The organism is Streptomyces sp. CT34, assembly GCF_000805335.1.
Lineage (GTDB): Bacteria > Actinomycetota > Actinomycetes > Streptomycetales > Streptomycetaceae > Streptomyces.
In genome coordinates this window covers 736,721-762,154 of sequence record NZ_KN708638.1, presented here as the reverse complement: position 1 = coordinate 762,154, position 25,434 = coordinate 736,721, and the positions used below count along the sequence as shown (strand labels likewise).

The following is a 25,434-nucleotide window of genomic DNA, read 5'->3' as shown; positions in this document are numbered from 1 at the left end:
TCGCGGCCCCCACGCCCGAAGAGCGCAGCCGGATCTCGGATCTCGGATCTCGGGAACTCGGATCTCGGGATCTCGGAGCTCAGCTCTCGAATCTTGGAGCTCCGATCCGGCCGGAAAGGACATCCGCATGCCCAAGGACCGCTTCTTCCTGCTCGACGCGGGCGCCTCGCGTCCCACCCGTGTCCCCCTGCCGCCGTGGACCACCGTCAAGGCCGGAGTCGACGACACCCAGGGCCGCTTCTCCCTGATGGAGAACCGCGGGGACGGCAGCATCCCCGCCCATGTGCACGACACCTTCGACGAGTTCGTCTACGTGCTCGACGGCGACCTCGGCATCGACTACGACGGCAGGACCCACCACCTCACCCCCGGTATGTGTGCCCTGGTTCCCCGCGGCGTCACCCACGCCATGCGCAACCTCGGCGAGGACGGCTCCGCCGTACACGCACTGCAACTGTCGGCGCCCGGCGGCTGGGAGCGCTTTCTGGAGGACGTCACAGAGGCGGGTGCCGGGAGCGATCGGGACCGGGTCAACGCACTGGGCAAACGGCACGGTATGCGATACCACCTCGGGGCGGGGGACCCCGATGACTGGGGCGACCGGCAGCGCTTCTTCGTCCTGGACAGGGGCGAGGCCCGACCGGGCCGGATCGAGGTGCCGCCCGCGTTCAGCGTCAAGGCGCGCACCGCCGACACCGACGGGCTGTTCTCGCTGCTGGAGGTCACCGTTGCGCAGCCGGTCCCGCGTCACACCCACCACGTGGCCGATGAGTGCATCTACGTGCTCGACGGCGCGCTGGACGTCGAGTTCGACGGGGACGTGCACACCGTGAGCAACGGGCAGTTCGTCCTGCTGCCGCACGGCGTACCGCACGCGATACGCCCCGGTTCGACTCCGCCGCCCCGTGTGCTCCAGATCTCCTCACCAGGAGGCTGGGAGTGCGTGGTGGAGGCCCTGATCGAGCACCGGACCGAGGTGAGCAAGGCGGGACGCTTCGACCCGGCCGCACTCAACCGGTACACGCGCAGGTACCACGTCGTCTACGAGGAGAGCTAGGAACCGGGTTTCGCTACGGGCACGGCCGCCCGGTCGTGCCCCCAAACAGCCGAGTCCGGCCCCAATCACCGTTCCTCAACGGATCGTTGTGGATCGGCGTCCCGTCCCGGCAGATGACGCCGGCTGTTCCCCGGCTGTATGAAGGCCGTAGTCGGGCAGTGCGATGTCTCCTGCTTTGGCGAACTGCGCGGCGAGCAGATTCCGCATCGGCCAGCGGGCCATCGAGCGCATCGAGAGGCCCCGCAACCAGATCGCGAGCGCGCTGGAGGGCGCGTATCCCGCGACGCCGCCGGGCGGCAACTGCTGGGCCTGGTCGACGTAGGGGCGCATGGACTCGTCGTAGTTGCGGAAGGCGACGCGGTGATCGCCGCCGGCGGAGGCCAGTTCACCCGCCAGCACGTAGGCACCGACCAGGGCCAGGCTGGTACCGAGGCCGGTGAGGGGGGTGGGGCAGTAGCCGGCGTCGCCGAGCAGCACCACTCGGCCGCGAGCCCAACTGTCGAGGTGTACTTGGCCCATGGAGTCGAAGAAGAAGTCGGACGCGGTGCGCATCGCCCGCAGCAGCCGCGGCACTTCCCATCCGGCCCCGGCGAAGCGTCGGGCCACCAGGTCCTGTTGTGCCGCGGTGTCGCGGCGGTCGTAGGCGATCGGTGCCGACCGGAAGCTGAGGCCGGCCTTGATCTCGCCGGCTCGACGGCCCGGCCGGGCCGAGGCGACGAGCCCACCGGGCACGTTGAACATCTGGTACCAGCCGTCGAGCTCCAGCTCCTCGACGGCGGTGAACCACGCCGTGTGGACGCCCAGGGGGCGGACGTGGTCCGACTCCGGCCCGAACGCCAGGGCACGTACCACCGAGTGCAGCCCGTCCGCACCGACGACCAGCCCGAATCGGCGTGCGGCTGCCTTCTCGAAGGTGACGGTGACCCCGTCGTCGTCCTCGTCGAGCCCGGTGACGGTGTCGTCGAAGACGTACTCGGTCTCCGGCGCCGTGGCGTCATACAGCAGGCGGCCGAGGTCTCCGCGCAGGATCTCGATCTCGGAGACGATTCCCTCGCCACCGAAGCTGTCCGCCGGCATCCGGGCGGTGATCCGGCCGGAGGCGTTGACGCATACCAGGCCGCGCTGCTCGACGCTCAGCGCCCGCGCCCGGTCCATCAGCCCCATGCGTGCGACCACGGTGCGTCCCGCGCCCCGCAGGTCCACGGTCTGGCCACCCGGCCGGGGCTCCGGTGCGCGTTCGACGACCGTGACGGTGCAGCCGGCCCTGCGCAGCCAGTACGCCAGCGCGGTGCCGGCGATACCGGCGCCGGAGATGAGTATGTCGGTGTTCCCCACGGGCGGAGAATATGCGACGTAAACATGTATCCGGCAAGCGCAACTCCTCTGGTATGGCGGGTACTTGTACAGATAGCGCACTAGTGCTCAGGCGAGGATCGGGTGGGTGCGCTGCGGACCGTGGGGGGGTGTGTCGACGTGACGACCGGGTGGGCGAGCGGTCAGGCATGAGTCGAGTGCACTAGTGCGGCACCAGGCGGCGTTCTCCGAGGTCGAAGCGGTCGGTTTCCGGCTTGATATGCGCTTTGTCGCCGTATCGGCAGGTACGTCGTAGCGTGAGAACAGACAGGAGTTGGCCGAAGGAGCAACTGTGCGCCCAGGCATCCGGCCTTGGGTGCCCCGAGCACGTACGAAGGCGCCGCCGGCACCCAGTGGCGGCCGGCTCACCGGACTCGCCGGCCCCGTTGAGCAGGCTCGCTTCGGTGTGCGCTCCGAGTGGCAACGTGCAGTCTCGACGGAGGAGGCCCACGATGGCCCGGATCACGCTTCGCGACCCCGCCACGATGACCCCGCGCGAGCGGGAGCTTTACGACCTGTTCCCCATCAACCTGGTGCGGGCCATGCTCGTCGCGGACCCCGATATCACGGAGGCTTTCCTGCGCCAGGGCAACGCACTGCAGAATTCGGCACTGAGCCCGGTCCTGAGGGAACTGGCGATCCTGCGGGTGGCCGCCCTGACCGGCTGCGACTATGAGCGTCACCACCATGAGCCGCGGGCGAGACAAGTGGGGGCTTCCGACAAGGACATCGCCGCGGCCACGACCGGCGACCTGTCCGACGCCGACCCCACACAGGCCGCGCTGTTGCGCTACGCCGAGGAATGCGTGACCAAGGGGAAGGCCGGCACGGAGACCTTCGAGGCCGCCCGCACCGTGCTGGGCGAGGACGGTGTGGCGATCGCCACCATGCTCATCGGCCACTACGTCCTGAACGCGATCTTCGCGGAAAGCCTGGAGGTCGACATCGACCAGCAGCCGCCCGACTGGTCCGCCGCCGACAAGGCGGACGGGTCGCCCGAGCCGGGTTCCGCTGCCGCCGGGGAGTAGTGCGATGACCACGGTGAATACCATCGGTGGCCCGGTGGACACGGCCGACCTCGGGCGCACCTACATGCACGAGCACATCTTCGTCTTCAACCCCGACATCGAGCAGAACTGGCCGCAGGAGTGGGGCAACACCGACGACAGGGTCGCCGACGCGGTCAGGCAGCTGCGCGAACTCGCCCAGCAGGGCGTGAAGACGATGGTCGAATGCACGGCGCCGGGCAACGGCCGCAACGTGCCGCTCATGCAGCAGGTCGCCAGGCAGGTGCCCGAACTCAACATCATCGTCTCGACCGGCCTGTACACCTTCCGTGACCTGCCGTTCACGTTCTTCGCGCGTGGCCCCGCGCTCAAGCGCTACGGACTCGACGAACAACCCGATCCGATCATCGAGCACTGCGTCCGCGACATCACGGAGGGCATCGCCGGCACCGGCGGCGTCAAGGCCGGAAACCTCAAGTGCGCGATCGATGAATTCGGCCTTACCGAGGACGTCGAGCGGGTGATGCGTGCCATGGCCGCGGTGCATCACCGAACGGGCGTCCCGATCACCGTGCACACCCATGCCGATTCCAAGACCGGGCTGGAGGTCAAGCGGGTGATCTGCGACGAGGAAGGAGTCGATCCGCGCCGTGTGGTGCTCGGGCACAGCGGGGACACCACCTCCCTGGACCACCTTCGCGAACTGGCCGACCACGGCTTCTGGCTCGGCTTTGACCGATTCGGCGTCAACTACCCTCCGGCCCTTGGGCTTCCGACCTATGAGTCGCGCAACAAGACCCTGATCGAAATGTGCGAGTTGGGGTACGCCGACCACATCGTCCTCTCCCACGACGTGAACTGCTACATCGACTGGTTCGACGAGAAGCTGCGCCACACGATGGCGCCCGACTGGAACTACCTGCACCTCGGCAACCGGGTACTGCCCGACATCCGCAAAGGAGGCGTGACCGACGAGCAGATCAACACGATGCTCGTCGACAACCCACGCCGCATCTTCGACGGAACGTGAAGTAGCGCTGGACGCGGCGGCTGCGGCCCTCAGGCCGTGAACCAGCGCCGGCTGGCCGCCCGCAGCTCGGCCAGCTCGGCGGGCCGGGCGGGGGGAGTCGCAGGCCCAGGCCACGTAGCCGTCGGGGCGGATCAGCAGGCCGGTGATATCGGCCGAGCCGCCGTGTGCGGTGACGAGTTGGGATGGCCGGCCCCGGCCAGGGGTCCGTGGGCGACATCGTTGACCGCGCGCCGCCCCTCCCCGCGGTTGGTGGATCACCCCTGTTAATTTCGGGCGATGACGGACTACGAAGCGGTCGACGGGCGCGGCAAGGGATATCTGCTCGACAACCAACAAGCCGAGGCCGGGGAGCGGTTCGCGGCGTTGGCGGAGCTCTTCGATCCGGTGACGTTCCGGCGGCTGCGGGCGCTGGGGATCGCGGACGGGTGGAGCTGCTGGGAGGTCGGGGCGGGCGGCCCGAGCGTGCCCGGGTGGCTGGCCGAGCGGGTCGGGGAGAAGGGCCGGGTGCTGGCCACCGATCTCGATACGTCATGGATGCCGCAAGCCCGGGCGCCGTACGAGGTGGTGCGGCACGACGTGGCCGCCGACGAGCCGCCGCCGGGGCCGTTCGACCTCGTCCACGCGCGACTCGTCCTGGTGCACGTGCCGCGGCGCGAGGCCGCACTGCGTGCCATGGTGCGGGCCCTGCGCCCCGGCGGGTGGCTGCTGGTGGAGGATGCCGATCCGGCGCTCCAGCCGCTGGCCTGCCCCGATGAGTACGGCCCCGAGCAGGAGCTGGCCAACCGGATCCGGCGGGGCTTTCGAGCGCTGCTCGCGGAGCGGGGCGCGCAACTCGCCTTCGGGCGCACGCTCCCCAGGCTGCTGCGCACGGCGGGACTGACCGATGTCGAAGCGGATGCGTACTTTCCGATCACGTCTCCGGCCGGGAGTGCGCTGGAGGCCGCCACCGTGCGGCAGATCCGCGATTCGCTGATCGAGAGCGGACTGGCGACGGCCGAGGAGATCGAGGAACATCTGGCGAACATCGGATCCGGGCACCTCGACACCGCCACGGCGCCGCTGATCTCCGCTTGGGGACGGAAGCCGCAGGACCAGGGCCGTTCCGGCCCAGCCCCATCGCACTGACGGCGTGGCCGCCCCGTCCGTGAGCCACGGCGTGGACTGCCGGCTTTTCGGTTTCCGAACGGGCGGACCGATGCACGGCGTTCGACGCATCGCGCCGGACCGGGCTGTCGGGGGCCCGGCCGTGCACTTCCGTATCGACGGTGATCCCGGCACAGCGCCTGGTCGGCGGGTCCGCCTGGCGCTGTGTGACGACCACGCGGTGGTCCGGGCCGGTCTGCGCCCGGCTGTCCGCCGAACCGGGCATCGAGATCGTCGGCGAGGGGGCCACCGGCGAGGGGGCACTGGCCGTCGCCGCCAAGCAGCGGCCCGATGTGGTGCTCATGGACCTCGGCCTCCGCACCGGCATCGACGGATCGAAGCCACCCGCCGCAGTATCGTCACCGAGGTACCGGGCACCCCGCCCTGGTGCTCACCACGTACGGCACCGACGCCGACGTCACCCGTGCCGTCCATGTCGGTGCGTCCGGCTACCTCCTCAAGGCCGAGCGGCCGGACGAGCTGTTCGCCGCGATCGCCCCAGCCGCGGAGGACTGGGCGTGCTGTCGGTGCCCCCTACCAACGGCGTGATGGAGAGCGTACGCAAACCCCATGCCGTGCTCACCGGACGGCAGTTGGACATCCTCGGCCAACTGGCCCGCTGCCTCGTAAACCGTGAGATCGCCCGCGCCCTGTTCATCGGCGAGGCAACCCGCAAGACGCATCTGGCCCGCATCCACGACAAGCTCGGCGTCGACACCCGTGCGGGTGCGGTCCTGGCGACCGAGGAACAGCGGCCGATTCCCTGACCGGCACCGGCCGGGACCCCAGGGCGTGTTCGACGGGGACCGGCGGGACAACCGCCGACGGAGCGGCCGAGGCGGACGCCCCGCCGGCTTCGACCCGACGCGCCACGCCCGCAGGAACGAAGTCGAGCGGGACATCAACGCGCTCGAGAGCTTCCGAGCCATAGCGACCCGATACGACAAGAGGGCGTATGTCTTTCACGGAACGGCCGTCCTCGCCGCAATCCGGCTGTGGCTCCGCCGATAACTCGTCGTAGAGCCGTCAGCTTGGGCCGAGCAGCCCTTTGAGTCCATCCCCTACCCCACTCGCGGTCGAGCCGACGGCCTGATCCACCTTGCCGCCGGGAGTTCCGGGGTCGAAGAGCCTATCGATCGCATTGGTCAGACTCTTGCCCGGCAAGGCTCCGGCTGGGTCGCCTTCGGCGTTGGCGGCCGGGGCGCCGAGAGCGAGGAGTGCGGCGGCGCCGACGGCGACCGTAGCGATGCGTCGCATGAACTTCCCTTCATTTAGAAGACGTTGGAAACTGACTACGACTGTCCGGCCGTGGAGACACGGGTGGATTGCCGCTATCACTCGCTTGCGCCGCCGAAACGGTCAACTTCGATCAAGATCGGCCGCCCAAGCGGCAAGTCAACGACCCGCAGGGTACGACCAGTGGCCAAGCAGCAGACCCATCGGACACGCCTTGGAACTCCTGAATCAATGATCCCGGAATTCGGTGTTGTCCCGTCGGTGCCGGCTCGACGATTCGCGTGGTTCACTCGGACACGGGCGGCCTTCCTGGCCGGCGGTGTCGAGGAGCAGTTTCGCGGCCACCGTCGCCCCGTGGGTGCGGATGGTGCCGGCCACGGCCCTCGCTCGTGCCCGGGTCTCGGGCGTCAGGGCCGTTGTGAGCGCGGCGGACAGGGAGTCGAGGGTAGGCGTCGGGCCGTCGTGAGCCGCGCCGATGCCCAGCGTGGCAACTCGGCCGGCCCAGTACGGCTGATCCGCGATCTGGGGGACCACCACCTGTGGCGCCCCGGCCCGGGCCGCCGTCGTCGTGGTGCCCGCGCCACCGTGGTGCACGACGGCGGCCGTCCGGCGGAACAGTGCCTGCTGGTTGACCTCACCGACGACGAAGCAGTCATCGACGTCGTCGATCGGGGCCAGGTCGGCCCAGCCGCGGGCGAGGAGTACACGGCGGCCGTGCGCGCGGCTCGCTTCAATGGCCACCCGGGCGATGTCCTTCGGGGTGTGCGCAGCCATGCTGCCGAAACCCACGTACACCGGCGGTTCGCCGGCGTCCAGGAACTCCTCCAGCCCTTCCGGGAGCGGACGGTCGTCGGGTGTCTACTCCGCCGCCCGTGGACACGCGGCGATCGACCGGGCCCTGTACGTGCCGCGCTCCTGGACCGACAACCCAGACCGCTGCCGCAGGTCGGGTATCCCCGACGGTCTGGCCTTCGCGACCAAGCCTCAACTCGCCGCCCGCATGGTCGTCCAGGCCCTGGACGCTGGCACTCCCGCGCGCTGGGTCAACGGGAGACGAGGTCTACGGCGACAACCCACACCTGCGGGCCGCTCTGGAACACCGCCACACCGGCTATGTGCTAACCGTCTCCAGCACCCACCCCGTCGTCACGCAGGCGGGGAAGTTTCAGGCGAAGGCCCTGGCGGCGCGGATCCCGAAGCGGGCCTGGCCGCGGTTGTCGGCCGGAGCGGGGACGAAGGGCGACCGATACCACGACTGGGCACAGGTCGACATCCACGGCCCGGCCGGTCGGCCAGGGCACTGGTGGCTGCCGTTCCGCCGCAACCGGCGTACCGGCGAACTCGCCTTCTACCGCTGCTTCTCACCTGACCTGGTGCCGCTGCCCGAGCTGGTGCGAGTGGCCGGACGGCGCTGGACGGTGGAGGAAACGTTCCAGACCGGCAAGGGCCTGGCCGGCCTGGATGAGCACCAGGTCCGCCGCTGGACCTCCTGGCACCGCCGGGTCACCCTCGCCATGCTCGCCCACGTCTTCCTCGCCATCACCGCAGCCACCGAACGCCGCGACTACCCCACCCCCGACGGCCTGATCCCCTTGACCGGCAATGAGATCCGGCACCCGTTCGCGGCTGTGATCAGCCCCGGCCACGACCTCGCGTACCGACTGCGCTGGTCACACTGGCGTCGACAACACCAAGCCCGCACCCGAGACTCCCACTACCGGCGGCAGGCGGCTCTCCAGCCAGCGGTGCCTACTCAGCGCTTCTGCCCATGGCCAGAGTGCGCTTGATACCGCGTCGGACGAAGGCGCGGGCCCGCATCGCTCGGCGAATGCGTTGCAACCGGCTAATCGGCTTGGGATTTGAGTAGCGACGGTCGTGGATGTCACGAACCACGTCTGTGGGCGCACCCATTTCCAGCAGTTCCGCAAGGGCCTCGCCCTTCGTGATCAGCCGCCCATCGCGCAGCGTAACGGTGGCGCGGGCCAGGACCAGAAGGCCAAGGTCTACCCAGATGTCCCGGAGCCAGAGCAGGGGTTTGCCCGCGGCCGGAAGCCGGTACTGTTCCAGGTCGCGCCGGATGAACTCCTCCAACTGCCCAGGGACGAGCCGCGGGAGCAACTCCATCGGCGGCGGGCCGTAGAGCGTGAGCCCGCCGTCGAGCAATTCCTGGCGGGTCACCGGTGTCACTGGGCGTTCCAGGATCATGTTGTGCGCCCAGGTGACATGGTCTGCCTCGGTATCGGAAAGCCGAGTTCTGACCATGTACGAGCAGTGCAACTTGGCCGCAGCCGGCTCTTCGTCCAGCAGCCGCTGGTGAATGGTGCCCAGCCGACCCCTCTGCTCGCAGCCCAAAGGGATCTCGACTATCGCGATGAGATCGAGGTCGCTGCGTCCGGGTTGGAAATCGCCCAGCGCGAGTGAACCGTGTGCCCACACGGCCACCGTCGGCACCGCTCGCCGTAACTCGGAGACGAACCGCTTGAGCACGTGATCCGTATCAATCGCCGCCACGGCCAAGATCCTCGCACACGGCCATCTGCCGCGCCGTAGATTCTGAATGATCACGATCTACGGCTGGAGTATCAGGCACTCGCCAGGGTGCGGTCGAGGAGGGGGAGCAGGCGGTCCCAGTGGTGCTGTAGTGCGGAGGGGTTGAAGGCGTCGGTGTCGGACATGGTGAAGCCGTGGATGGTGCCGGGGTAGATCTCCGAGGTGTAGTCGACACCCGCGGCGTCCAGGGCCTGGTTGAGCTCGTCGAGGGCCTCGGGCGTCATGTCGGTTTCGGCGTGGCCGAGGTGGACCTGGCCGGTGAGCGTGGAGAGGAGGCGGCGCAGACTGTCGGGCCCGTCGGCGCCCACGGGGCCGTGGAATCCGGCGACCGCGGCCACCTGGTCGGGGCGGGCCGCCGCGGTGCGCATCGCCAGGAGGCCGCCTATGCAGTAGCCGGTCACCGCGACCGGCCCGGCGCTGACCTCGGGCTGGTTGGTGAGGAACCTGAGGTAGGCGTCGGCGTCGCTCAGGACACGTTCGTCGGTGTGCGCCTCGATCAAGGGCATCAGCTGGGCGATGACCCCGGGCCGGACCTCTTCTCCGATGTGCGCGGGAAGCTCGACCACCGGTGTCGGGCCGTGCCGGTAGAAGAAGTTGGGGACCAGCACGTAGTAGCCGTGCCCGGCCAGTTCGCGGGCCATCTCCCGCAGCACGGGCCGGATGCCGAAGGCGTCCGCGTACATCAGCACCCCTGGGTGCCGCTCGCCGTGGTCGGGGAAGGCGGCGAAGGCGTCGGCCTGGCCGTCCGTGGTGGGAATCTGCAGCGTCTTGGTGGGAATGGTGGGGTCTTCCTTCCTTGGCGTTCGCCCAATAAACGTTTACTTCACTAACGGTTTCGGTGTGGGTGAACGTACATCGTTAGTCGAACTAACGCAATGGGTAGGATTGCCGCCATGACCAGAGCCGAAGCCGCGTACCCGCCCGACGGCGGCGCGCCCGAGACGCCCGACCGGCTGCGTCGACGGGCGAGCCGACTGCTGTCGCAGCTGACCGCGCGGTCGGACCGGCTCATCAACGAAGGGCTGGCCCGGGTCGACGCCCGCAAGTGGCACTACGCCGTGCTCGCCTCACTGCAGGAGTACGGACCCGGGAGCCAAGCGACCCTGAGCAGGCGCACCGGCATCTACCGCAGCGACATGGTCGGCGTGCTCAACGAACTGGCCGAGCGTGACCTCGTCGAGCGGGCGCCGGATCCCGACGACCGGCGCCGCAACGTCATCACGATCTCCACCAAGGGCCGCCGTCGGCTGCGGCGCCTCGACAAGGTCCTGGACGACCTTCACGATGAACTGCTCGCGCCGCTGGGTCCGGCCGAACGCGACCAGTTCGTGCGGTTGCTCACCCGCTTGCTGGACCACCACACCCGGACCTGACCTCCCGGCGACGTCCTTCATTGCGCTTCATGCCCGGCCACTCGTGCCGGCAGTGGTGTCGGGGCTGTGCCCGAGGCGGATGAACGTGGAGCGTTCGGGTCTGCGGACATGGAGGTCGGCTCGTGCTGCCAGGCGGAGCGCACCACGGCTGTGAGGGTGCTGTCGCCGCCGGTGAACATCGCGCTGAGCTCGTACTGCCGCAATGTCTGGTCGGCTGCCGGGCCGGCGCCGCGCATGGCCTGGAGCGCGCTGATCCGTGCGGAAGTCTCCCGCTCGCGTGCGCAGCTCAGTTCACGGTGGAGGTGGGCCAACCGCTGCCGCAGGACATCGGGGGAGGCGATGGCTGCCCCGACGCCGGCCAAGTGCTCGCCCGCCAGCTGCACCGGGTCGACACCGGCGTCCAGGCAGGTGGCGCTGGACTCCACCCCAGAGGGAAACTCCGATGAAGAACAGAGTCCGGCTGCGCTCCGCCCTGGGGAAGGCGCTGGTCCTGGGGGCCCTGCTGACCGTGACGGTGTCGGGAACCGCGTACGCCAACACGGTTGCCGTCACCGTGAAGACCCCCGGAGCCACCAGCGGACCCACCACCATCGACTCCGAGATATCGACGCACGCGGACTGCGCCAGTGGTCTCGTCTCCGGCGGCGGGGTGACGACGACCGACTTCATGAAGACGGGCTCGGGAGGACCTCATCTCAACGGCAGCTTCCCCAGCGACTCGGCCGGCAACCCGGTCCGCAACGGCGTCGCCGGGCCGTCCTACTGGACAGCAGTCGCCCACGCCGGGGGATCGCCCGCGCCGAACAGCTACACCGACGGCTGGGCGCTGTGCCTGAACGCCCACCGCAAGGGCGAGGGCGAGGACGAGGGTTGAAGCCGGAGGACTGACCCTCTCCGGCGCGTCATGACGGCCGGTGGTCGGCTGTGGCGACCGGCCGTGACGGCGCGGAGGCCGGACTCGTGCGGTTCCCGCCGTCCGCGCGCCATCGGACGTCAGGGCGCGGCAGTCGGGCGGCGACCCCATGCGGAGACGGTGACTTGGGGGATGTCGATGAACGCCGGGTCGTCCAGCAGACCGGTGAACTCGCTCAGATCGGCCTCGGTGACCAGGCCCTCGTCGAGGAGTGCGGGGGCTGCCTGGGCGATGAGGGGACGCCAGCGGTCCTTGTCGAGTCCTCCCATACAGCCGAGGTTCCCGGTGAAGGACACCTCGCCCAGTCCGTTGCGGGCGAGTTGGGAGGGCAGGCCGCGCGCCCAGGTCATATCGGCTCCGAGATCGCGGTACCTGCGCTGGTACGCGGCCAGGATGCGCTGGACCGCGGGGAACGGGGAGGTCTCCGCGGGCAGGTGGTACGGCTCTTCGATGACGAGCCAGCCGCCGGGGGCGAGCCAGCGGGCGGCTCGTTCCACCATCGCGTCGCGGGTGGGCAGATGGCAGTAGAGGTAGCGGGCGTGGATGAGGTCGAAGCTGCCGGGTGCGTAGTCGTCGTGTGTGATGTCGGCTTCCTGGATCGTCAGGTTCGGGGCCCGGCCGGGGTCGAGGTGGCGGGTGTCGAGGTCGACGGCGACGACGCGGCCGTCCGGGCAGCGCTCGGCGAGCCAGTACGCGATGGAGCCGGCGCCCGCACCCAGTTCCAGGCAGTGCCAGGATGTCTGGACGGGGAGGTCATCGAGGATGCCGGTGGTGAACGCGTCCACGTTACGTTGGATGGCTTCCAGGCGGTCGCGTTCGCGCGGGGTGTCCCTGTTCAACTCGTCCTCCGTCGGGGATTGGTGATCACGATCCACCCGAGTGTGCCAGCGGTGGTCCGGGCGCGTAGCGCTTGGGAGGCCCCGAGCGTCCGCCGGTCGTTGTGGACGGTGCCGGTGTCGGTGCCTGCGCCGCGTGACACGCGTGGTGAAGTCGACCGGATTTCCGCGTCGCGCCGTGGATCAGGCCAACCGGGCACTGGTGCACGGCAGTACGAAGCGCTTCACTCCTGACCCATGAGACGAGTGCTTCTCACTGTGTGCGCCGCTGTCGCCGGCCTGGTACTGGGCGCGAGCCCCGCCACCGCCGCGAAGCCGCCCACCGAATTCGGCACCCACTGGCACGACCCGGTCACCGCGGGACCGCCGGTGTCCGTCCCGGACACCCCGTCGTGCCAAGTGACGGTCGCCGACACCGAATTCCGCGACTACACGCCCTACAAGGGCACCTACATACCGCCCGCAGGGACCGGACGGTGCGGACACCGCTGGAACAAGGTCGTCCTGAAACTCCAAGGATCCGTGGCCGGGCGGCAGTTCGACCGCCTCGGCTATCTGCACATCGGTGGCGTGGAGGTCCTGCGCACGTCCACTCCGGAACCCTCTCCCCGGGGCATCACCTGGAAGGTGGAGAAGGACGTCACCCGGTACGCCGCCACGCTGCGCGGGCGGCAGCCCGTCGAGATGCTCATCGGCAACTCCGTGGACGGGACGTACACCGGCGTGATCAAGGTCAAGGCGACGCTGACCTTCTACGCGGCACGGGGACCGGCGAAGGAGGCCCGCACCCCTGACAAGGTCCTCACACTCCAGGGTGCCCATAGTCAGGGCGCCTCCTACGAGGGGCAGTTGACCACGCCGCGCAACAGCGAACGGATCGTCGCCGAGGTGTACGCCACCGGATCGGGCGGCGGCTGCGAGGAGTTCTGGTATCTGACGGTGCCGGATGCGGCACCGTACTCGTGCAGGGCCAAGGACGGTCCGTACCGCGAGGTGCAGGTGACGGTGGACGGCAGGCTCGCCGGTATCGCGGCCCCCTTCCCGACCGTGTGGACGGGTGGCTGGTCCAACCCCTTCCTCTGGTACGTGATCCCGGGCCCGCGGGCCTTCGACGTCCGGCCGGTGGAGTACGACCTCACCCCCTTCGCGGGTCGGCTGAACGACGGACGCCCGCACCGGATCGCGGTGTCGGTCGTCGGCCTGCCCGCGGGGCAGAGCGGCTGGAGCACCCCCACCAACATCCTGGTCTGGCAGGACGCCAAGGCGGCGCGCGTGACCGGTGCGCTCGTCACCAGTCAGCCGGGCGACCTCGTCAACAGGACGGCGTACCAACCGGGTTCCGAGCGCCGGTTGACGGCCGAGGGCAGGCACTCCCTCACGGTGTCGGGATACCTCGACACCTCGCACGGCCGGGTCACGACGACGGTCACCCGCAGGCTCGCCGGTAGCTCCGCGCACCGCTGGAACGCGGACGAATCCACCGACGCGCTGCGGGCGGGCTGGAACGACGACGAAGCGGTGACCGTGCGCGGCCGGGGACCCGCGACGACCATCCGTACCCGGCGCACCTACACCATGGACGGTGCGACGACCGTGGGCGCCGGCAACCGGCTGCGTACGACCATGACCATGGGCGACCGCGCGGACAGCGCCACCCTGCGGGGCGTACGGCGCACTGACCGGTCATGGCTGGACGACACCTACACGGGCGAAGCCGCGTACAACCAGAACGTGCCCCGCGAGCAGCGGCACGCCACCGGCGTCTCGCGTGAGCGCTACCGCCTCCACGGCCCGGGTTCCTGCTACGACCGGACGCTGGCCACGGCCCAGGGCGAGCTGACGGAGGACCGGTACGGCTGCCGAGCGTCCACCCGGACGGACCCGGCCGCAGCGGTCCGAAGGTGAACCGCCTCTAGGGGCAGGTGAGTTGCTGCATATGCGAGCCGGTGGGCGGCGCGGAGTCACGTGCCGCCCACTTCGCCGTCGTCCGCAGCCGTCCGTCCACGATCGGCGACCGCGGTGGTGAACGCCACGTAGTCCTCGCCGGCCAGCGGGGCGAGGACGGCGCGCCAGCCGTCGGCGGCGGCCGGGCCGGCCTCTTCCAGGGCGGTTTGGAAGAGCGTGCGCTGCCGGGCGTGCAGGGCGCGTTCGAGTGCGGTGCCGCGGTCGGTGAGGTGGAGCTCCTTGCGGCGGCGGTCCGTGGTTCCGGCGGCGACCCGGACCAGGTCGTCGTCGATCAGCCGGCGCAGTGGGGCGTTGATGGCCTGCTTGGTGAGGGCGAGGGTGTCGCAGAGTTCCCCGACGCTCATGCCGGGTGCGTAGGCGAGGAACGTGAGGATGCGGTGGTGCGCGCGGCCCATGCCGTGTTCGGCGAGGGCTTCGTCCGCGGCGCCGGTGAAGGCCCGATAGGCGAAGTAGAAGAGCGTGAAGTCGCGGTCGAAGGCATCCGGGCGAGAAGGGTCAAGCATGTTGACATATTAGCCGGTGCCGCCTAGGCTCGGAATTAAGGTCAAGGACATTGACCTATTTCTCTGCCGTGCTGCCGGACGTCCGATCGGCGCTCCGGCACATCGCTGAACGCAAGAAAGGCCGGTGACCGCGATGTCGGAGATCACCGTTGGCGACTACCTCCTCCGCCGTCTGCGCGAGATGGGCATCGAGCACGTCTTCGGCGTGCCGGGCGACTACAACCTCGGTTTCCTCGACCGGGTCCTCGCCTTCCCCGGACTGGAGTGGGTCGGCACCTGCAACGAACTCGACGCCGGATACGCGGCCGACGGCTACGGGCGGCTGCGTGGCGCCGCCGCGGTGGTGACCACCTTCGGCGTCGGCGAACTCTCCGCCGTCAATGCGATAGCGGGCTCCTACGCCGAGTCCGTACCCGTCCTCGCGATCACCGGGATGCCCGCGACGGGGGTGGCGGCGGCCGGCGCGCCCGTACACCACACCCTGATGGACGGCGAGTACGACCACTTCGGCCGGATGTTCGCGGAGGTGACCGTGGCCCGCGCCACCCTCACCGCGGACACCGCGCCGGCCGAGATCGACCGGGCGCTCACCGCCCTGCGCCGGCACCGCAGGCCCGTCCACCTCAACCTCCCCACCGACGTCGTCCTGGCCCGCGTCCCCGAGCCCGCGGCGCCGCTGCCCGCCGCCGACGCCCCGGCCGACCCCGGGCCGCTGCACGCCTTCCGCGCCGCCGCCGCGCGCATGCTGGACGGCGCGCGGACGGTGACGGTGCTCGCCGGTCACGAGGCGGACCGGCACGGACTGCGCGCGCCGCTCGCCGGCCTGCTGGCCGCCGCACCGGTACGGGCCACCGTGTACTCCACCGGGAAGGGCCTGGTGGACGAGGGCGCGCCGGGCTTCGCGGGCGTCTACACCGGCGAGTTCAGCGGGAAGCAGGCGCGGGTGGCGGTGGAGGACGTCGACTGCCTCGTGCTGGCCGGTGCGCCCGTCACCGACACCGTGACCGGCGGATTCACCCATCACTTCCCGGCCGGCCGCACCATCGAGCTGCGCCCCGGCCGGGCCACGGTCGGCGGGGCGGAGTTCACCGGTGTGGCGATGGCCGACGCCCTGGCCGCTCTGACCGAGCTGGTCGGCGAGCTGGGGCTGCCCGAGCCCGCGGGCTACGGTCGGCCGCCGTTCCCCACCACCGGGGATGCGGTGCGGCCGGTGCGCGGCGCGGACGACCGGCTCACCCAGGACGAACTCTGGGCCGCCGTGGGCGACTTCCTGCCCGAGGCGAGCGTGCTCGTGGCCGAGCAGGGGACCGCGTTCTTCGGCGCGCAGGAGCTGCCGTTGCCACGGGACGCGCGGTTCGTCGGCCAGCCGATGTGGGGCTCGATCGGCTACACCCTGCCGGCCACCCTCGGCACCCAACTCGCCGCGCCCGACCGGCGATCGGTCCTCGTCATCGGCGACGGCTCCCTACAACTGACCGCCCAGGAACTGGGCACCATGGCCCGTTACGGCCTGTCGCCGGTGGTCGTCGTCATCAACAACGCCGGCTACACGGTCGAGCGCGCCATCCACGGCGCCACCGCTCCGTACAACGACATCGCCGCCTGGGACTACACCGCGCTGCCGGGCGCGTTCGGCGCGGGCGACCGCTGTGTCAGCCGGCGCGTGACGACTCCCGGTGAGCTGGCGGACGCGTTCCGCCTGGCCGCCGCCACCCCGGACCGGCTCGTCCTCATCGAGGCGGTGCTGCCGCCCGACGACGCCCCCGAACTGCTCACCGCCATGGCCGGCCGGTTCGCCGAGCAGAACGACTACGGGGACTGAGCGGGGCCGAGGCCGGCCGGCTCCGTGCCGGTGTCCGGGCGCGCCCGGACCGAGGTGGACGGCCCGCGAACCGTCCGGCGCGGGCCTGGCGGTGCGGTCGTGCCGCCGCAACTGGCCGTGACCACCCTTTCGGTGCATTGGTGTGGTGTGGCAAGGTAACGGCGACCCGCGCGGGGCGAGCGCGTCGGGGCGGCGCGGCAGGGTGTGGGGGAGCGGCCCCGCGCCCCTGTCCGGTCGTGTCCTTCGAAGATCTCGCGGCGCGGCGACACGGGCGGTGCCGGCGCTGCCGCCGCCTCGGGGGTGAGGGGGGTATCGGTGTGGAGTGTCCGCCGTCGGCCGTGTCGATTACCGGCCGGTCGGTGCAACGTGCCGTGGGGGCAAGGGAATTGGGGCCGGCGTCCCGAGGGTGGGAAAGCGGAGTGCTGCCCGCCCGGCAGGTGGTTGCCGGGGCGTCTGATTACCCCCGAAATATGGCCCCCAAACCGGGGCACTTCCTGCAACTCCCCGAAGACGAAGGGCACTTACAAGTGATTGGATGGGCAGCATGAATCGTTCGACGGAACATTCCCGTATTGACCTCCCTGCCCTCATTGCCGCCTCGGTCACGGTCTTACTGTGGGCCTCGGCTTTTGTCTCCATTCGTGCGTCGGCAAGTCATTTCGGGCCCGGCGCCCTGGCGTTGGGCCGGCTTTTGACCGGTGCGGTCGCGCTGCTGATAGTCCTCGTGGTGCGGCGGGGCGGTTTACCGCCGCGGCAGGCATGGCCCGGGATCGTCTGTTCCGGGGTGCTCTGGTTCGGGTGCTACATGGTGGCGTTGAACTGGGGTGAGCAGAAGGTCGATGCCGGTACCGCCGCCATGGTCGTGAACATCGGCCCGATCGTGATCGCGCTGCTGGGCGGCTGGCTGCTGAAGGAAGGGTTCCCGCGTCTGTTGCTGGTGGGCATGGCGGTGTCGTTCGTCGGTGCGGGCGTCGTCGGGCTCTCCACGTCCAGTGGTGGCTCGTCCTCGGTCCTCGGTGTGCTGCTGTGCCTGCTGGCGGCCGTGACGTACGGGGCCGGGGTGGTGTCGCAGAAGCCGGCGCTGCGGCATGCGACGCCGATCCAGGCGACGACCTTCGGTTGCCTCATCGGTGCCGTCGCCTGCCTGCCGTTCAGCGGGCAGCTGGTCTCGCAGCTGTCCGCCGCTCCGCTCTCGGCGACGCTCAACGTCGTCTACCTGGGCCTGTTCCCGACCGCTCTCGCCTTCAGCACCTGGGCCTACGCGCTCTCGCGGACCACCGCCGGCAAGATGGGGGCGACCACCTATGCGGTGCCCGCGGTCGTGGTCGTCATTTCCTGGGCCGCGCTGGACGAGGTGCCCGGGTGGGTCACGTTGCTGGGCGGTCTGATCTGCCTGAGCGGGGTCGCGGTCTCCCGGATGCGCGGCGGGCGGGCTCCGCAGCCGGCGGCGTCCGACGCGGACCGTCCGGCGGCGGGCGACGCACCGGTGCACTCGACGGAGCCGACCGGCTGAGGCGCAGCACCATCGCAGCGGCGGGGGCCGTGAGGGGTGCCGGGCGCACCGCTCCGGCCCCGCCGCGGGTACCTCCGGCCCGCGCCGTCCGGGCGGGGTCAGGAACAGGGGGCTACAGCACGAGGGTGGTCTCGTTGCGGCCCAGCAGGTAGCCGAGTTGGGCCCGGGTGTTGGCCCCCAAATCCTGCTTCATCGCGGCGATATGCGCCTGTAGCGAGCGTTCGCTGATGCCGAGCCGGCGCGCGATCCGTTTGTCCGAGTAGCCGGCGACGAGCAGCCTGCTGATCGATTCGCGTAACGACGGTATGACGTCGTCCGCCGCCTTCGCGGCGTGTAACGGGACGAACGGGAAGGACTTCGCGCGGTCCCAGGAGCGCTCGAACGTGTCCTTGAGGAACTGCACGATCGCCGGTTCTCTTATGGCCAGTCCGTCGGTGCGGCTCTCGTTGGCGGATATGAATGCCACGGCGTCGTCGACGATGATGAGACGGTCGAAGAATTCCGCCAGTGTGCGCACCCGAACTCCGTATTCGGTGACCGCCCGCACGTAGTTCTTGGTGGCCGCATCGAAGCGCGTGGTGTGCTGATACAGCGTGCGCATGGAAACGCCTGCCTCGATGTGCCGGCGAACGGAATTCAGAGCCTGATCCAGCACCGGTCCGGGACGCGGTCCGTCGGGTTGTGCCGTCAGAATTTCTCTGCGTGCGCCACCGAGTGCCTCCTCGATCGCGACGTTGATGGCCTCCAGGCCATGGAGGTAGCGGATCTGGGGTTCTTCCGGAATGCCTCCTTCCTCGGCCGGGTCGATGTCGACGAGGCATTCCACGGCAAGCCGGGAGAGCGTATTCAGCTGCTCGGCCATCATTCGGAGCTCGGTCTCGAGCCCCTCCAGGCGTTCTGCCACCCTTACGGGCTTCTGTCCTGATGTCTCGCCATTTACACGGTCGGTTGAATCCATGATCCCGCCTCCGAGTGTCCGCTATAAGGCGATTTACACGGGCATAGTGCCTTCGGTTTCCAGCAGTGCGGAAACCTGAACCATCTTAGATCTTCAATCTGGGCCTACGGCAAGGGAGATTGAGAGGGCAGGTGAGAACGCGATCCGCACTCGCCTTACCGGGCAGTGAGGGGCAGCTACTCCTCCCCGTCACGGGACCCGTTTCCCCCGTCGCAGACACACACTTGATACGAGAGGCATGCCAAAATGCGGAAGAATTCATTACGCTTCAGGGTGTCCGGACGATCCTCCTCCGCACTTCCCGTCGGATTCGCCGTGGCAGCGAGTGTTCTGATGAGTGTGGTGGGTGTCGGTGTACTCCCGCACACCGCCTCCCCGTCGCCTTCCGGAACCGTCACGCTCGCCGATGTCGGCTGGAATGCGGCCCCTTCCCGATCAGCTGCTTGACCAGTCGGAGGCCAGAGAGATCGGTGAATTTCCAGTGACTTCTTCCCCCTGGTTCCTCCGCGCCGCGGCAGGCTCCGAGCATGCGGCCCGCGTCTATTGCTTCCCCCACGCGGGCGGCAACCCCCGTTCCTTCCTGAGCTGGCAGCACGACATGGGGGACGACGCGGAGATCGTCGCGGTCTGCCCCCCGGGCCGAGGCCCCCGCTACAAGGAAACCGCCGCCGCCGACGTGCTGGAGCTCGCCGAAGGGGCCGCGGCGGCGATCACCGAGACCGCGGACCGCCCCTTCGTCCTCTTCGGGCACAGCTTCGGCGCGGTCCTGGCCTTCGAGGTCGCCCGCCGCATCGGCGCCCTCCCGGACTTCCGCCACCTCGTCGCCTCCGGCTGCTCCGCCCCCGCTCTGCTGCCCACCCGGCGCGTGGTGGAGACCGCCCGGCTGGAGGGCCGCGCGTTCACCGAGGCCGTCGGCTTCTTCGGCGGGCTGCCACCCGAAGTCGTCGCCGACGAGGCGCTGCAGGAACTGCTGCTACCGCACCTGAAGGCCGACTTCTGCATGGTCGCCGGCTACAGCTACCGGCCCGCCGCCCCGCTGCACGTCCCCGTCACCCTGGTCAACGGCGTCGACGACCCCCACGTCAAGGAAGCCGGCCTCGAACCGTGGGCGCGCGAATGCGCCGTCGAACCGGTCCGGCACTGGGCCGAGGGCGGCCACTTCTACTTCGACGGCAGGCCCGGCGCCGTCACCGACGTGCTGCGCCCGCTCGTCCGTGCGGAACATGGCGCAAATCCTCTTGCGAACAGCCACATTGAGGTTATCTGAGCAGTACTGACGCCGACCTCATGAGCACCGCAGAGGAGAACACCACCATGCGCATTGCCGCCACCGACCAGTACCGACGCGCCGTCACCTTCCGTAAACTGCACGAGGGTTCCGAGCCGTTCGTCGTCGCCAACCCCTGGGACGCGGGCACCGCCCGGATCCTGACCCAGCACGGTTTCCCCGCGCTCGCCACCTCGGGGGCGGGCCTGTCCTACGCCCTTGGCCGTTCCGACGGGGCGAACCTGGTCAGCCGCGCGGAACTCCTCGCGAACGCCGAGGAGATCGTCGCCGCCACCCCGCTGCCGGTCACCGCCGATTTGGAGAGCGGATTCGGCGACACGCCGGAGGGCGTCGCCGAGACCATCCGGCACGCCGCCGCGGCGGGCCTGGTCGGCGGATCGGTGGAGGACTCCACCGGCCGGGACGAGGACCCCGTACGGCCCTTGGAGGAGGCGGTGGAGCGGGTGGCCGCGGCCGTCGCCGCCGCCAGGGAACTCGACTTCCCCTTCACGGTCACCGCCCGCGCCGAGAACTTCTTCCAGGGGCGGCCCGACCTGCCGGACACCATCCGGCGACTGCGGGCGTACGAGGCCGCGGGCGCCGACGTGCTCTACGCGCCCGCCCTTCCCGACGCCGAGGCGATCCGGGAGGTGTGCTCCGCCGTCACCCGCCCGGTCAACGTCCTGATGGGCTCGCCCGCGCTGCGGCTGTCCGTGGCCGAACTCGGCGCCCTCGGCGTACGGCGGATCAGCGTCGGCTCGGCACTGTCCCGCGCCGCGCTCGGCGCCGTCGTCCGCGCGGCGAAGGAGATCCGCGAGCACGGCACCTTCGGCTTCGGAGCGGACGCCCTTCCGTATCCCGAGGCCAACGCCATGCTGGCGCCGGCCCACCCAGCCGACCCGGAGAGTGAACCCGCACCGTGAACGCGACACCGGTATACCTGTCGGCCCCCCGCTACGTCCTCGGCGAGTCCGAGGCCGACCACACCTCGATCGAGGACCTGCCCCGCAGAGCCCGCGAGTTCGGCATGCCACCCCAGGCGTCCCTGTGGGGCTGGGGCAGCGTCCGGCGCACGGCCGAGAGTCTGGAGACCTTGGCCGTGCGTAGCGCCCGGGCGGCGCTCGACGCCGCCGGGACCGCCCCGTCCTCCGTCGACTGCCTGGTGCTGTGCTCCACCCGCTTCCCCGGCGGGCCGCGCACCCACGGCGGATTCGTGCAGACCGTGCTGGACGGAATCGGCCTGGAGAACGCCGCCTTCACCGGCGTCTCGCTCAACCGCTGCACCAACCTCCTGGTCGGCCTGCGCACCGCACAGGCGCTGGTGGCCGCCGGACAGCACCGCACGGTGCTGGTCGTCACCGCCGACCGGATCACCGACGAAGCGACGCGGATGGAGAGCTTCGCCCTGTTCAGCGACGGGTCCGCCGCCGCCCTGGTGAGCGCCGAGCCCCAGGGACCGGACCCCTACGAGATCGTCGCCGGGGCATCCGCCCAGGAAACGCGGTCCCTGGAGTGGACCCACGAGATCAGCGTCGACCTCGCCCGCGAGGTCAACGAACGGATCCTCGGCGCCGCCGGCATGAAGATCGGCGACATCGACGGTGTGCTCCACCTCAACCTCTACCGGCCCGTCGTCGTCCTGAAGGAGCGTCAAGCCGGCTTCACCGCACAGCAGTTGTTCCTCGACAACATCCCGCGCTTCGGCCACTGCTTCGCCGCCGACCCGCTCATCAACCTCGCCGACCGCGCCGCTGCCGGCGGCCTGAAGGACGGCGGCCACTACCTCCTGGCGGCGAGCGTCCCGGGAGTACGGGTCGGGATCCTGCTGCGCAAGCTGCCCGCCGCTCCGCCCGCCGCGCCCGCGGCCACCGCAACCCGGGAGCCCCGATGAACCCCCACACCGCCTTCCCCCTGCCGGACCGGACCACCTCCCTGCCCCGAGCACCCTTCCACTTCAGCCCGTACGCCGCCGAAGAGGCCACGGCGGTCCTCGACGGGGAGCCCGCCGGCCTCTTCCGGCGACTCCTCACCGACCAGGAGAGCGAGACCACCCTCCTCATAGCCCGCCGGGTCCTGGCGGCCTTCCTCGCCTCCGCCGAGCCACAGCCGAGCGCGGACGCCGAGGAGATCGCCGCCCGGGTCCACGAGACCCGCCGCGCCCTCGAACCGGCCGTCACCACGCTGCGCGCGGCCGGCAGCGAGACACGCGACCTCGTCCTGCGCCAGCGTGCCCCCCTCACGCTGCTCGCCGGCTGCTGGCTGGACACCGTCTCGCAGGCCGCCACCCAGCCCTCCGTCATCGTCAACCGCCTCTTCGGGCAGCACTTCCACCTCCAGGGCCAGGGCATCCCGCAGCGCGGCCTGCTCGCCGGGCGCCGGCGCGCCCTGGTGGAACTGGGCATCCACCTGCCCGAGATCGAGGCCGCGGACTTCCTCGCCCGCGCCGAGGCCCGGCCGCTGACCGCCCTGCACGCCGCCTTCCCGCTCGCCCTCTCCCGGCTCCCCGCGTCGTTCCTGCCCGAGCTGATCGGCGTGCACTACGCCGTGTTCGCGCTGGGCATCGACGACCTCCTCCTCGGCACGGAGCCGCTGCTGCCGGAAACCGAGGCGCGTGCCGTCCTCGCGGAGTACCTCGCCCTCACCGAGGACTCGCCGACCGGCCCCGAGGACCGGCGCCGACTGCTCGCCGCCGTCGCGCTGGTGCTGCGCCTGGAGACCGAACACGTCGACATGCTCGGCGAGTTGGCCGCCTGGCACGACGCGTTGACCCTCGATGCCAAGGTCGCGCAGATCGTCGCCCGGCACGCACCGTTCGCCGGCCGGCAGCACCGCAGCGTCCGCCTGGGCGACCGGCGGCTGTCGGACTGGCTCGACGGGGACACCCCCGACCTGGCCGCCTTCGTGGGCGCGCTGCGTGAGTCCCGGCAGCTGAAGGTGCGAAAGGACGGCAGCTGCCGATTCCTGCGGTCCATCAAGTTCGGCGGCCCCATGTTCGGCATCTTCGACGAGCGTGAGGCGGCCACGTTCACGGCATGGGCCGAGGCGATCGCGGCCGGCGAGCCGGCGGACCTCGACTTCGCACCCAACACCGCCGGCGACCGGAACGCCGAGCGCTGGGCCCGCGCCCTGCGGACCACCGAACCCGATGACGTGGTGCTGCGGGCCGCGGACAGCGCACTGGACGACCGCGAGTTCTTCCACCGCATCGTCAACGTCGAGCGCTTCCCGCACATCCTGGCAGCCGCCAGGGACCGGGCCGAGGCCGGCCTCGCCGAGGCGGAACTCCTCTTCACGCACGGCGCCGGCGGCAAACTCACCAACGCCGAGTACTTCGACTACACCCCCGAAGCGCTCATGGAGCGCGTCGACCGGATCTACTGGGACAAGCTCGTCGACCCCTACGAACCGCTCACCGAGATCCCCGACCGCGACGAGGTCGTCTTCCAGCAGTCCACCTACGCGCTCGGCAGCCTCATCGACGGCAGCTGGGCCCACCGCATCGGCAACCTCGGCCGCAACCACCGGCAGAGCGACGCCATGCTCTTCGCCATCTACGCCGACGAGATGGGCCGCGGCGACGTCGCCAAGAACCACATCACGCTCATCCACCACGTACTCGCCAGCATGGACATCAACCTGCCGCACATCCGGCAGGAGGAATTCCGCGACCAGGGCGACCTCCCCGACGGGCTCTACGGATTCTCCATCCACCAGGTGTGCCTGTCCCTGTTCCCCGACACCCTCTACAACGAGATCCTCGGCTACAACCTGGGCATCGAGATGTTCGGCCTGGGGGAGATGCGGCTGCACGAGATACAGAAGCTGCGCCGCCACCGCTTCGACGTGTCCTACGAAGAGGCGCACCTGTCGATCGACAACTTCTCGGCCGGCCACGCCCGGCAGTCGGCCGACATCATCGTCTGCTACCTCGACGACGTACGGCGCAACTCCGGCGAGGAGGCCGTCCAGCGCGAGTGGCGGCGCATCTGGCGCGGCTACGCCTCGTTCGCCTACTTCATCGAGCACCAGCTCGTGAAAGCGGCCCGGGAGCAGCCCACGCCCCCGCCCGCGCCGCTCCCGGCCGACCGGGCCGAGGACGTCGACCTCGTCATCTGACCCCCCGCCGCCACCCGCCCTTCCCGCCCGCACGGAGACGCACCTTGGAACCCCTCACGAGCTTCGACCGCGAAATCCTCGACCTCCCCTTCTACGACGACGCGCACCGCCGCCTCGCCGACACCTTCGGCGCCTGGTGCGACCAGCGGACCGCGCTGTGGGACGAGATCCGCGACGACGACCCGGACAAGGCCGGGCTGCGCCTGGTACGGCAACTGGGCGCGGACGGCTGGCTCTCCTTCCTGGACCCGGCCGCCGAGCCCGGCCCGGCCGCCGGCGATCACCGCTCCCTGTGCCTGATGCGCGAAGCGCTGGCCTACGCCGAGGACCTGGCCGACTTCGCCTTCTCCATCCAGGCACTGGCGGCGACCCCGCTCATCCGCTTCGGCAGCGACGCACAGCGGCGGCACTACCTGCCGCGGATGGCCACCGGCACGCTGGTCGGCGCCTTCGCGGTCTCCGAGGAGGAGGCGGGGTCGGACATCGCCGCCGTCGCACTGCGGGCCGACCGCGCCGACGACGGCGGCTACGTCCTGAACGGGCACAAGGCATGGATCGCCAACGGCACCATCGCCGACGTGTACGTCGTCATCGCCCGCACCGGCGAAGGCCCTGGGCCGCTCGGGCTGACGGCCTTCCTGGTGCCCGCCGACACCCCCGGGGTGCGGGTGCGGGAACGGCTGGGCGCGGTGGCTCCCCGCTCGTTCGCCCACCTCGCCTTCGAGGACTGCCGGGTGCCCCGCGAGGCCGTACTGGGCAAGCCGGGCAAGGGTTTTGTCATCGCCATGGACC

Annotated in this window: 22 protein-coding genes and 4 pseudogenes; 17 read left to right on the top strand and 9 right to left on the bottom strand. The window is 70.2% G+C overall.

The window, feature by feature from the left end; genetic code table 11:
• Positions 1 to 127 precede the first annotated feature (127 nt).
• Positions 128 to 1,057: a cupin domain-containing protein gene (locus RZ84_RS36050; protein ID WP_078893547.1), complete on the top strand. Its 930-nt coding sequence runs from the start codon at positions 128 to 130 to the stop codon at positions 1,055 to 1,057.
• A 75-nt stretch (positions 1,058 to 1,132) separates the two neighbouring features.
• On the opposite strand, the gene RZ84_RS03340 is transcribed toward RZ84_RS36050, so the two are convergent.
• Positions 1,133 to 2,392 (bottom strand): FAD-dependent oxidoreductase, encoded by a 1,260-nt coding sequence (locus RZ84_RS03340; RefSeq protein ID WP_052229753.1) that lies wholly within the window; start codon positions 2,390 to 2,392, stop codon positions 1,133 to 1,135.
• 470 nt (positions 2,393 to 2,862) lie between these two features.
• Here RZ84_RS03340 and RZ84_RS03335 point away from each other — a divergent pair, with 470 nt between their 5' ends.
• From RZ84_RS03335 to RZ84_RS37835, 5 genes and pseudogenes are all read left to right on the top strand, one after another.
• Complete coding sequence (locus RZ84_RS03335) at positions 2,863 to 3,438, top strand: carboxymuconolactone decarboxylase family protein (protein WP_052229752.1); 576 nt, start codon at positions 2,863 to 2,865, stop codon at positions 3,436 to 3,438.
• 4 nt (positions 3,439 to 3,442) lie between these two features.
• Entirely contained in the window at positions 3,443 to 4,447 is a 1,005-nt protein-coding gene (locus RZ84_RS03330) for a phosphotriesterase family protein (protein WP_043263023.1), read from the top strand.
• A 276-nt stretch (positions 4,448 to 4,723) separates the two neighbouring features.
• The gene (locus RZ84_RS03325) at positions 4,724 to 5,572 is read left to right on the top strand and encodes a class I SAM-dependent methyltransferase (protein WP_043263022.1); all 849 of its coding nucleotides are present in this window, start codon (positions 4,724 to 4,726) and stop codon (positions 5,570 to 5,572) included.
• Between the two features lie 133 nt (positions 5,573 to 5,705).
• A pseudogene (locus RZ84_RS03320) lies at positions 5,706 to 6,357 on the top strand (response regulator transcription factor).
• Between the two features lie 37 nt (positions 6,358 to 6,394).
• Positions 6,395 to 6,601, top strand: a pseudogene (locus RZ84_RS37835) (IS5/IS1182 family transposase); the annotation flags it as partial.
• 15 nt (positions 6,602 to 6,616) lie between these two features.
• Here the strand turns inward: RZ84_RS37835 and RZ84_RS38745 are convergent.
• The gene (locus RZ84_RS38745) at positions 6,617 to 6,847 is read right to left on the bottom strand and encodes a hypothetical protein (RefSeq protein WP_157878758.1); all 231 of its coding nucleotides are present in this window, start codon (positions 6,845 to 6,847) and stop codon (positions 6,617 to 6,619) included.
• 207 nt (positions 6,848 to 7,054) lie between these two features.
• Positions 7,055 to 7,681: pseudogene (locus tag RZ84_RS03315) on the bottom strand (glycosyltransferase); the annotation flags it as partial.
• Between the two features lies 1 nt (position 7,682).
• Between RZ84_RS03315 and RZ84_RS03310 the strand changes: the two are divergent.
• Positions 7,683 to 8,613: pseudogene (locus RZ84_RS03310) on the top strand (IS701 family transposase); the annotation flags it as partial.
• Here RZ84_RS03310 and RZ84_RS03305 read toward each other — a convergent pair.
• Both RZ84_RS03305 and RZ84_RS03300 read right to left on the bottom strand, forming a co-directional pair.
• Positions 8,576 to 9,337 carry a nucleotidyltransferase domain-containing protein gene (locus RZ84_RS03305; RefSeq protein ID WP_043263021.1) on the bottom strand — a complete coding sequence of 254 codons (762 nt, stop codon included), beginning with the start codon at positions 9,335 to 9,337 and terminating at the stop codon, positions 8,576 to 8,578. The pseudogene RZ84_RS03310 and the gene RZ84_RS03305 sit on opposite strands and share 38 nt — an antisense overlap.
• 71 nt (positions 9,338 to 9,408) lie before the next feature.
• Positions 9,409 to 10,155 (bottom strand): dienelactone hydrolase family protein, encoded by a 747-nt coding sequence (locus RZ84_RS03300; protein ID WP_043263020.1) that lies wholly within the window; start codon positions 10,153 to 10,155, stop codon positions 9,409 to 9,411.
• Between the two features lie 114 nt (positions 10,156 to 10,269).
• On the opposite strand from RZ84_RS03300, the gene RZ84_RS03295 reads away from it, so the two are divergent.
• Positions 10,270 to 10,749 carry a MarR family winged helix-turn-helix transcriptional regulator gene (locus RZ84_RS03295; protein WP_043263019.1) on the top strand — a complete coding sequence of 160 codons (480 nt, stop codon included), beginning with the start codon at positions 10,270 to 10,272 and terminating at the stop codon, positions 10,747 to 10,749.
• A gap of 17 nt (positions 10,750 to 10,766) precedes the next feature.
• On the opposite strand, the gene RZ84_RS03290 is transcribed toward RZ84_RS03295, so the two are convergent.
• The gene (locus RZ84_RS03290) at positions 10,767 to 11,174 is read right to left on the bottom strand and encodes a hypothetical protein (protein ID WP_043263018.1); all 408 of its coding nucleotides are present in this window, start codon (positions 11,172 to 11,174) and stop codon (positions 10,767 to 10,769) included.
• Positions 11,175 to 11,191: 17 nt separating this feature from the next.
• On the opposite strand from RZ84_RS03290, the gene RZ84_RS03285 reads away from it, so the two are divergent.
• Positions 11,192 to 11,623 (top strand): hypothetical protein, encoded by a 432-nt coding sequence (locus RZ84_RS03285; protein WP_043263017.1) that lies wholly within the window; start codon positions 11,192 to 11,194, stop codon positions 11,621 to 11,623.
• Positions 11,624 to 11,742: 119 nt separating this feature from the next.
• Here RZ84_RS03285 and RZ84_RS03280 read toward each other — a convergent pair whose 3' ends face one another.
• Positions 11,743 to 12,501, bottom strand: coding sequence for a class I SAM-dependent methyltransferase (locus tag RZ84_RS03280; protein ID WP_043263016.1), 759 nt, complete (start codon positions 12,499 to 12,501; stop codon positions 11,743 to 11,745).
• Positions 12,502 to 12,735: 234 nt separating this feature from the next.
• Here RZ84_RS03280 and RZ84_RS03275 point away from each other — a divergent pair, with 234 nt between their 5' ends.
• Positions 12,736 to 14,403 (top strand): peptide-N4-asparagine amidase, encoded by a 1,668-nt coding sequence (locus RZ84_RS03275; RefSeq protein WP_052229750.1) that lies wholly within the window; start codon positions 12,736 to 12,738, stop codon positions 14,401 to 14,403.
• Positions 14,404 to 14,459: 56 nt separating this feature from the next.
• Here the strand turns inward: RZ84_RS03275 and RZ84_RS03270 are convergent, their stop codons facing one another.
• Positions 14,460 to 14,966: a MarR family winged helix-turn-helix transcriptional regulator gene (locus tag RZ84_RS03270; protein WP_063772654.1), complete on the bottom strand. Its 507-nt coding sequence runs from the start codon at positions 14,964 to 14,966 to the stop codon at positions 14,460 to 14,462.
• Positions 14,967 to 15,099: 133 nt separating this feature from the next.
• On the opposite strand from RZ84_RS03270, the gene RZ84_RS03265 reads away from it, so the two are divergent.
• Together RZ84_RS03265 and RZ84_RS03260 are read left to right on the top strand one after the other, a co-directional pair.
• Positions 15,100 to 16,788: an alpha-keto acid decarboxylase family protein gene (locus RZ84_RS03265; protein ID WP_043269018.1), complete on the top strand. Its 1,689-nt coding sequence runs from the start codon at positions 15,100 to 15,102 to the stop codon at positions 16,786 to 16,788.
• 544 nt (positions 16,789 to 17,332) lie between these two features.
• Complete coding sequence (locus RZ84_RS03260; RefSeq protein ID WP_052230411.1) at positions 17,333 to 18,301, top strand: DMT family transporter; 969 nt, start codon at positions 17,333 to 17,335, stop codon at positions 18,299 to 18,301.
• A 112-nt stretch (positions 18,302 to 18,413) separates the two neighbouring features.
• On the opposite strand, the gene RZ84_RS03255 is transcribed toward RZ84_RS03260, so the two are convergent.
• Entirely contained in the window at positions 18,414 to 19,205 is a 792-nt protein-coding gene (locus RZ84_RS03255; RefSeq protein ID WP_052229749.1) for a LuxR C-terminal-related transcriptional regulator, read from the bottom strand.
• A 535-nt stretch (positions 19,206 to 19,740) separates the two neighbouring features.
• Here RZ84_RS03255 and RZ84_RS03250 point away from each other — a divergent pair.
• From RZ84_RS03250 to RZ84_RS40495, 5 genes are all read left to right on the top strand, one after another.
• Positions 19,741 to 20,526: a thioesterase II family protein gene (locus RZ84_RS03250; protein WP_052229748.1), complete on the top strand. Its 786-nt coding sequence runs from the start codon at positions 19,741 to 19,743 to the stop codon at positions 20,524 to 20,526.
• A 20-nt stretch (positions 20,527 to 20,546) separates the two neighbouring features.
• Positions 20,547 to 21,449 (top strand): isocitrate lyase/PEP mutase family protein, encoded by a 903-nt coding sequence (locus RZ84_RS03245; RefSeq protein WP_241777540.1) that lies wholly within the window; start codon positions 20,547 to 20,549, stop codon positions 21,447 to 21,449.
• Positions 21,446 to 22,417 carry a 3-oxoacyl-ACP synthase gene (locus RZ84_RS03240; RefSeq protein WP_052229747.1) on the top strand — a complete coding sequence of 324 codons (972 nt, stop codon included), beginning with the start codon at positions 21,446 to 21,448 and terminating at the stop codon, positions 22,415 to 22,417. The genes RZ84_RS03245 and RZ84_RS03240 overlap by 4 nt, the downstream gene beginning before the upstream one ends.
• Positions 22,414 to 24,642 (top strand): iron-containing redox enzyme family protein, encoded by a 2,229-nt coding sequence (locus RZ84_RS03235; RefSeq protein ID WP_052229746.1) that lies wholly within the window; start codon positions 22,414 to 22,416, stop codon positions 24,640 to 24,642. Before RZ84_RS03240 ends, RZ84_RS03235 begins: the two co-directional genes overlap by 4 nt.
• A gap of 44 nt (positions 24,643 to 24,686) precedes the next feature.
• Positions 24,687 to 25,434, top strand: a 748-nt coding sequence (locus tag RZ84_RS40495) for an acyl-CoA dehydrogenase family protein (RefSeq protein ID WP_241777538.1), incomplete at its 3' end; no start/stop codon positions are given.

Bases quoted from the DNA above. Each gene is read 5' to 3' on its own strand.
- RZ84_RS36050 (WP_078893547.1), top strand. From the start codon at position 128: ATGCCCAAGGACCGCTTCTTCCTGCTCGACGCGGGCGCCTCGCGTCCC.
- RZ84_RS03335 (WP_052229752.1), top strand. From the start codon at position 2,863: ATGGCCCGGATCACGCTTCGCGACCCCGCCACGATGACCCCGCGCGAG.
- RZ84_RS03330 (WP_043263023.1), top strand. From the start codon at position 3,443: ATGACCACGGTGAATACCATCGGTGGCCCGGTGGACACGGCCGACCTC.
- RZ84_RS03325 (WP_043263022.1), top strand. From the start codon at position 4,724: ATGACGGACTACGAAGCGGTCGACGGGCGCGGCAAGGGATATCTGCTC.
- RZ84_RS38745 (WP_157878758.1), bottom strand. From the start codon at position 6,847: ATGCGACGCATCGCTACGGTCGCCGTCGGCGCCGCCGCACTCCTCGCT.
- RZ84_RS03295 (WP_043263019.1), top strand. From the start codon at position 10,270: ATGACCAGAGCCGAAGCCGCGTACCCGCCCGACGGCGGCGCGCCCGAG.
- RZ84_RS03285 (WP_043263017.1), top strand. From the start codon at position 11,192: ATGAAGAACAGAGTCCGGCTGCGCTCCGCCCTGGGGAAGGCGCTGGTC.
- RZ84_RS03275 (WP_052229750.1), top strand. From the start codon at position 12,736: ATGAGACGAGTGCTTCTCACTGTGTGCGCCGCTGTCGCCGGCCTGGTA.
- RZ84_RS03270 (WP_063772654.1), bottom strand. From the start codon at position 14,966: ATGCTTGACCCTTCTCGCCCGGATGCCTTCGACCGCGACTTCACGCTC.
- RZ84_RS03265 (WP_043269018.1), top strand. From the start codon at position 15,100: ATGTCGGAGATCACCGTTGGCGACTACCTCCTCCGCCGTCTGCGCGAG.
- RZ84_RS03260 (WP_052230411.1), top strand. From the start codon at position 17,333: ATGAATCGTTCGACGGAACATTCCCGTATTGACCTCCCTGCCCTCATT.
- RZ84_RS03245 (WP_241777540.1), top strand. From the start codon at position 20,547: ATGAGCACCGCAGAGGAGAACACCACCATGCGCATTGCCGCCACCGAC.
- RZ84_RS03235 (WP_052229746.1), top strand. From the start codon at position 22,414: ATGAACCCCCACACCGCCTTCCCCCTGCCGGACCGGACCACCTCCCTG.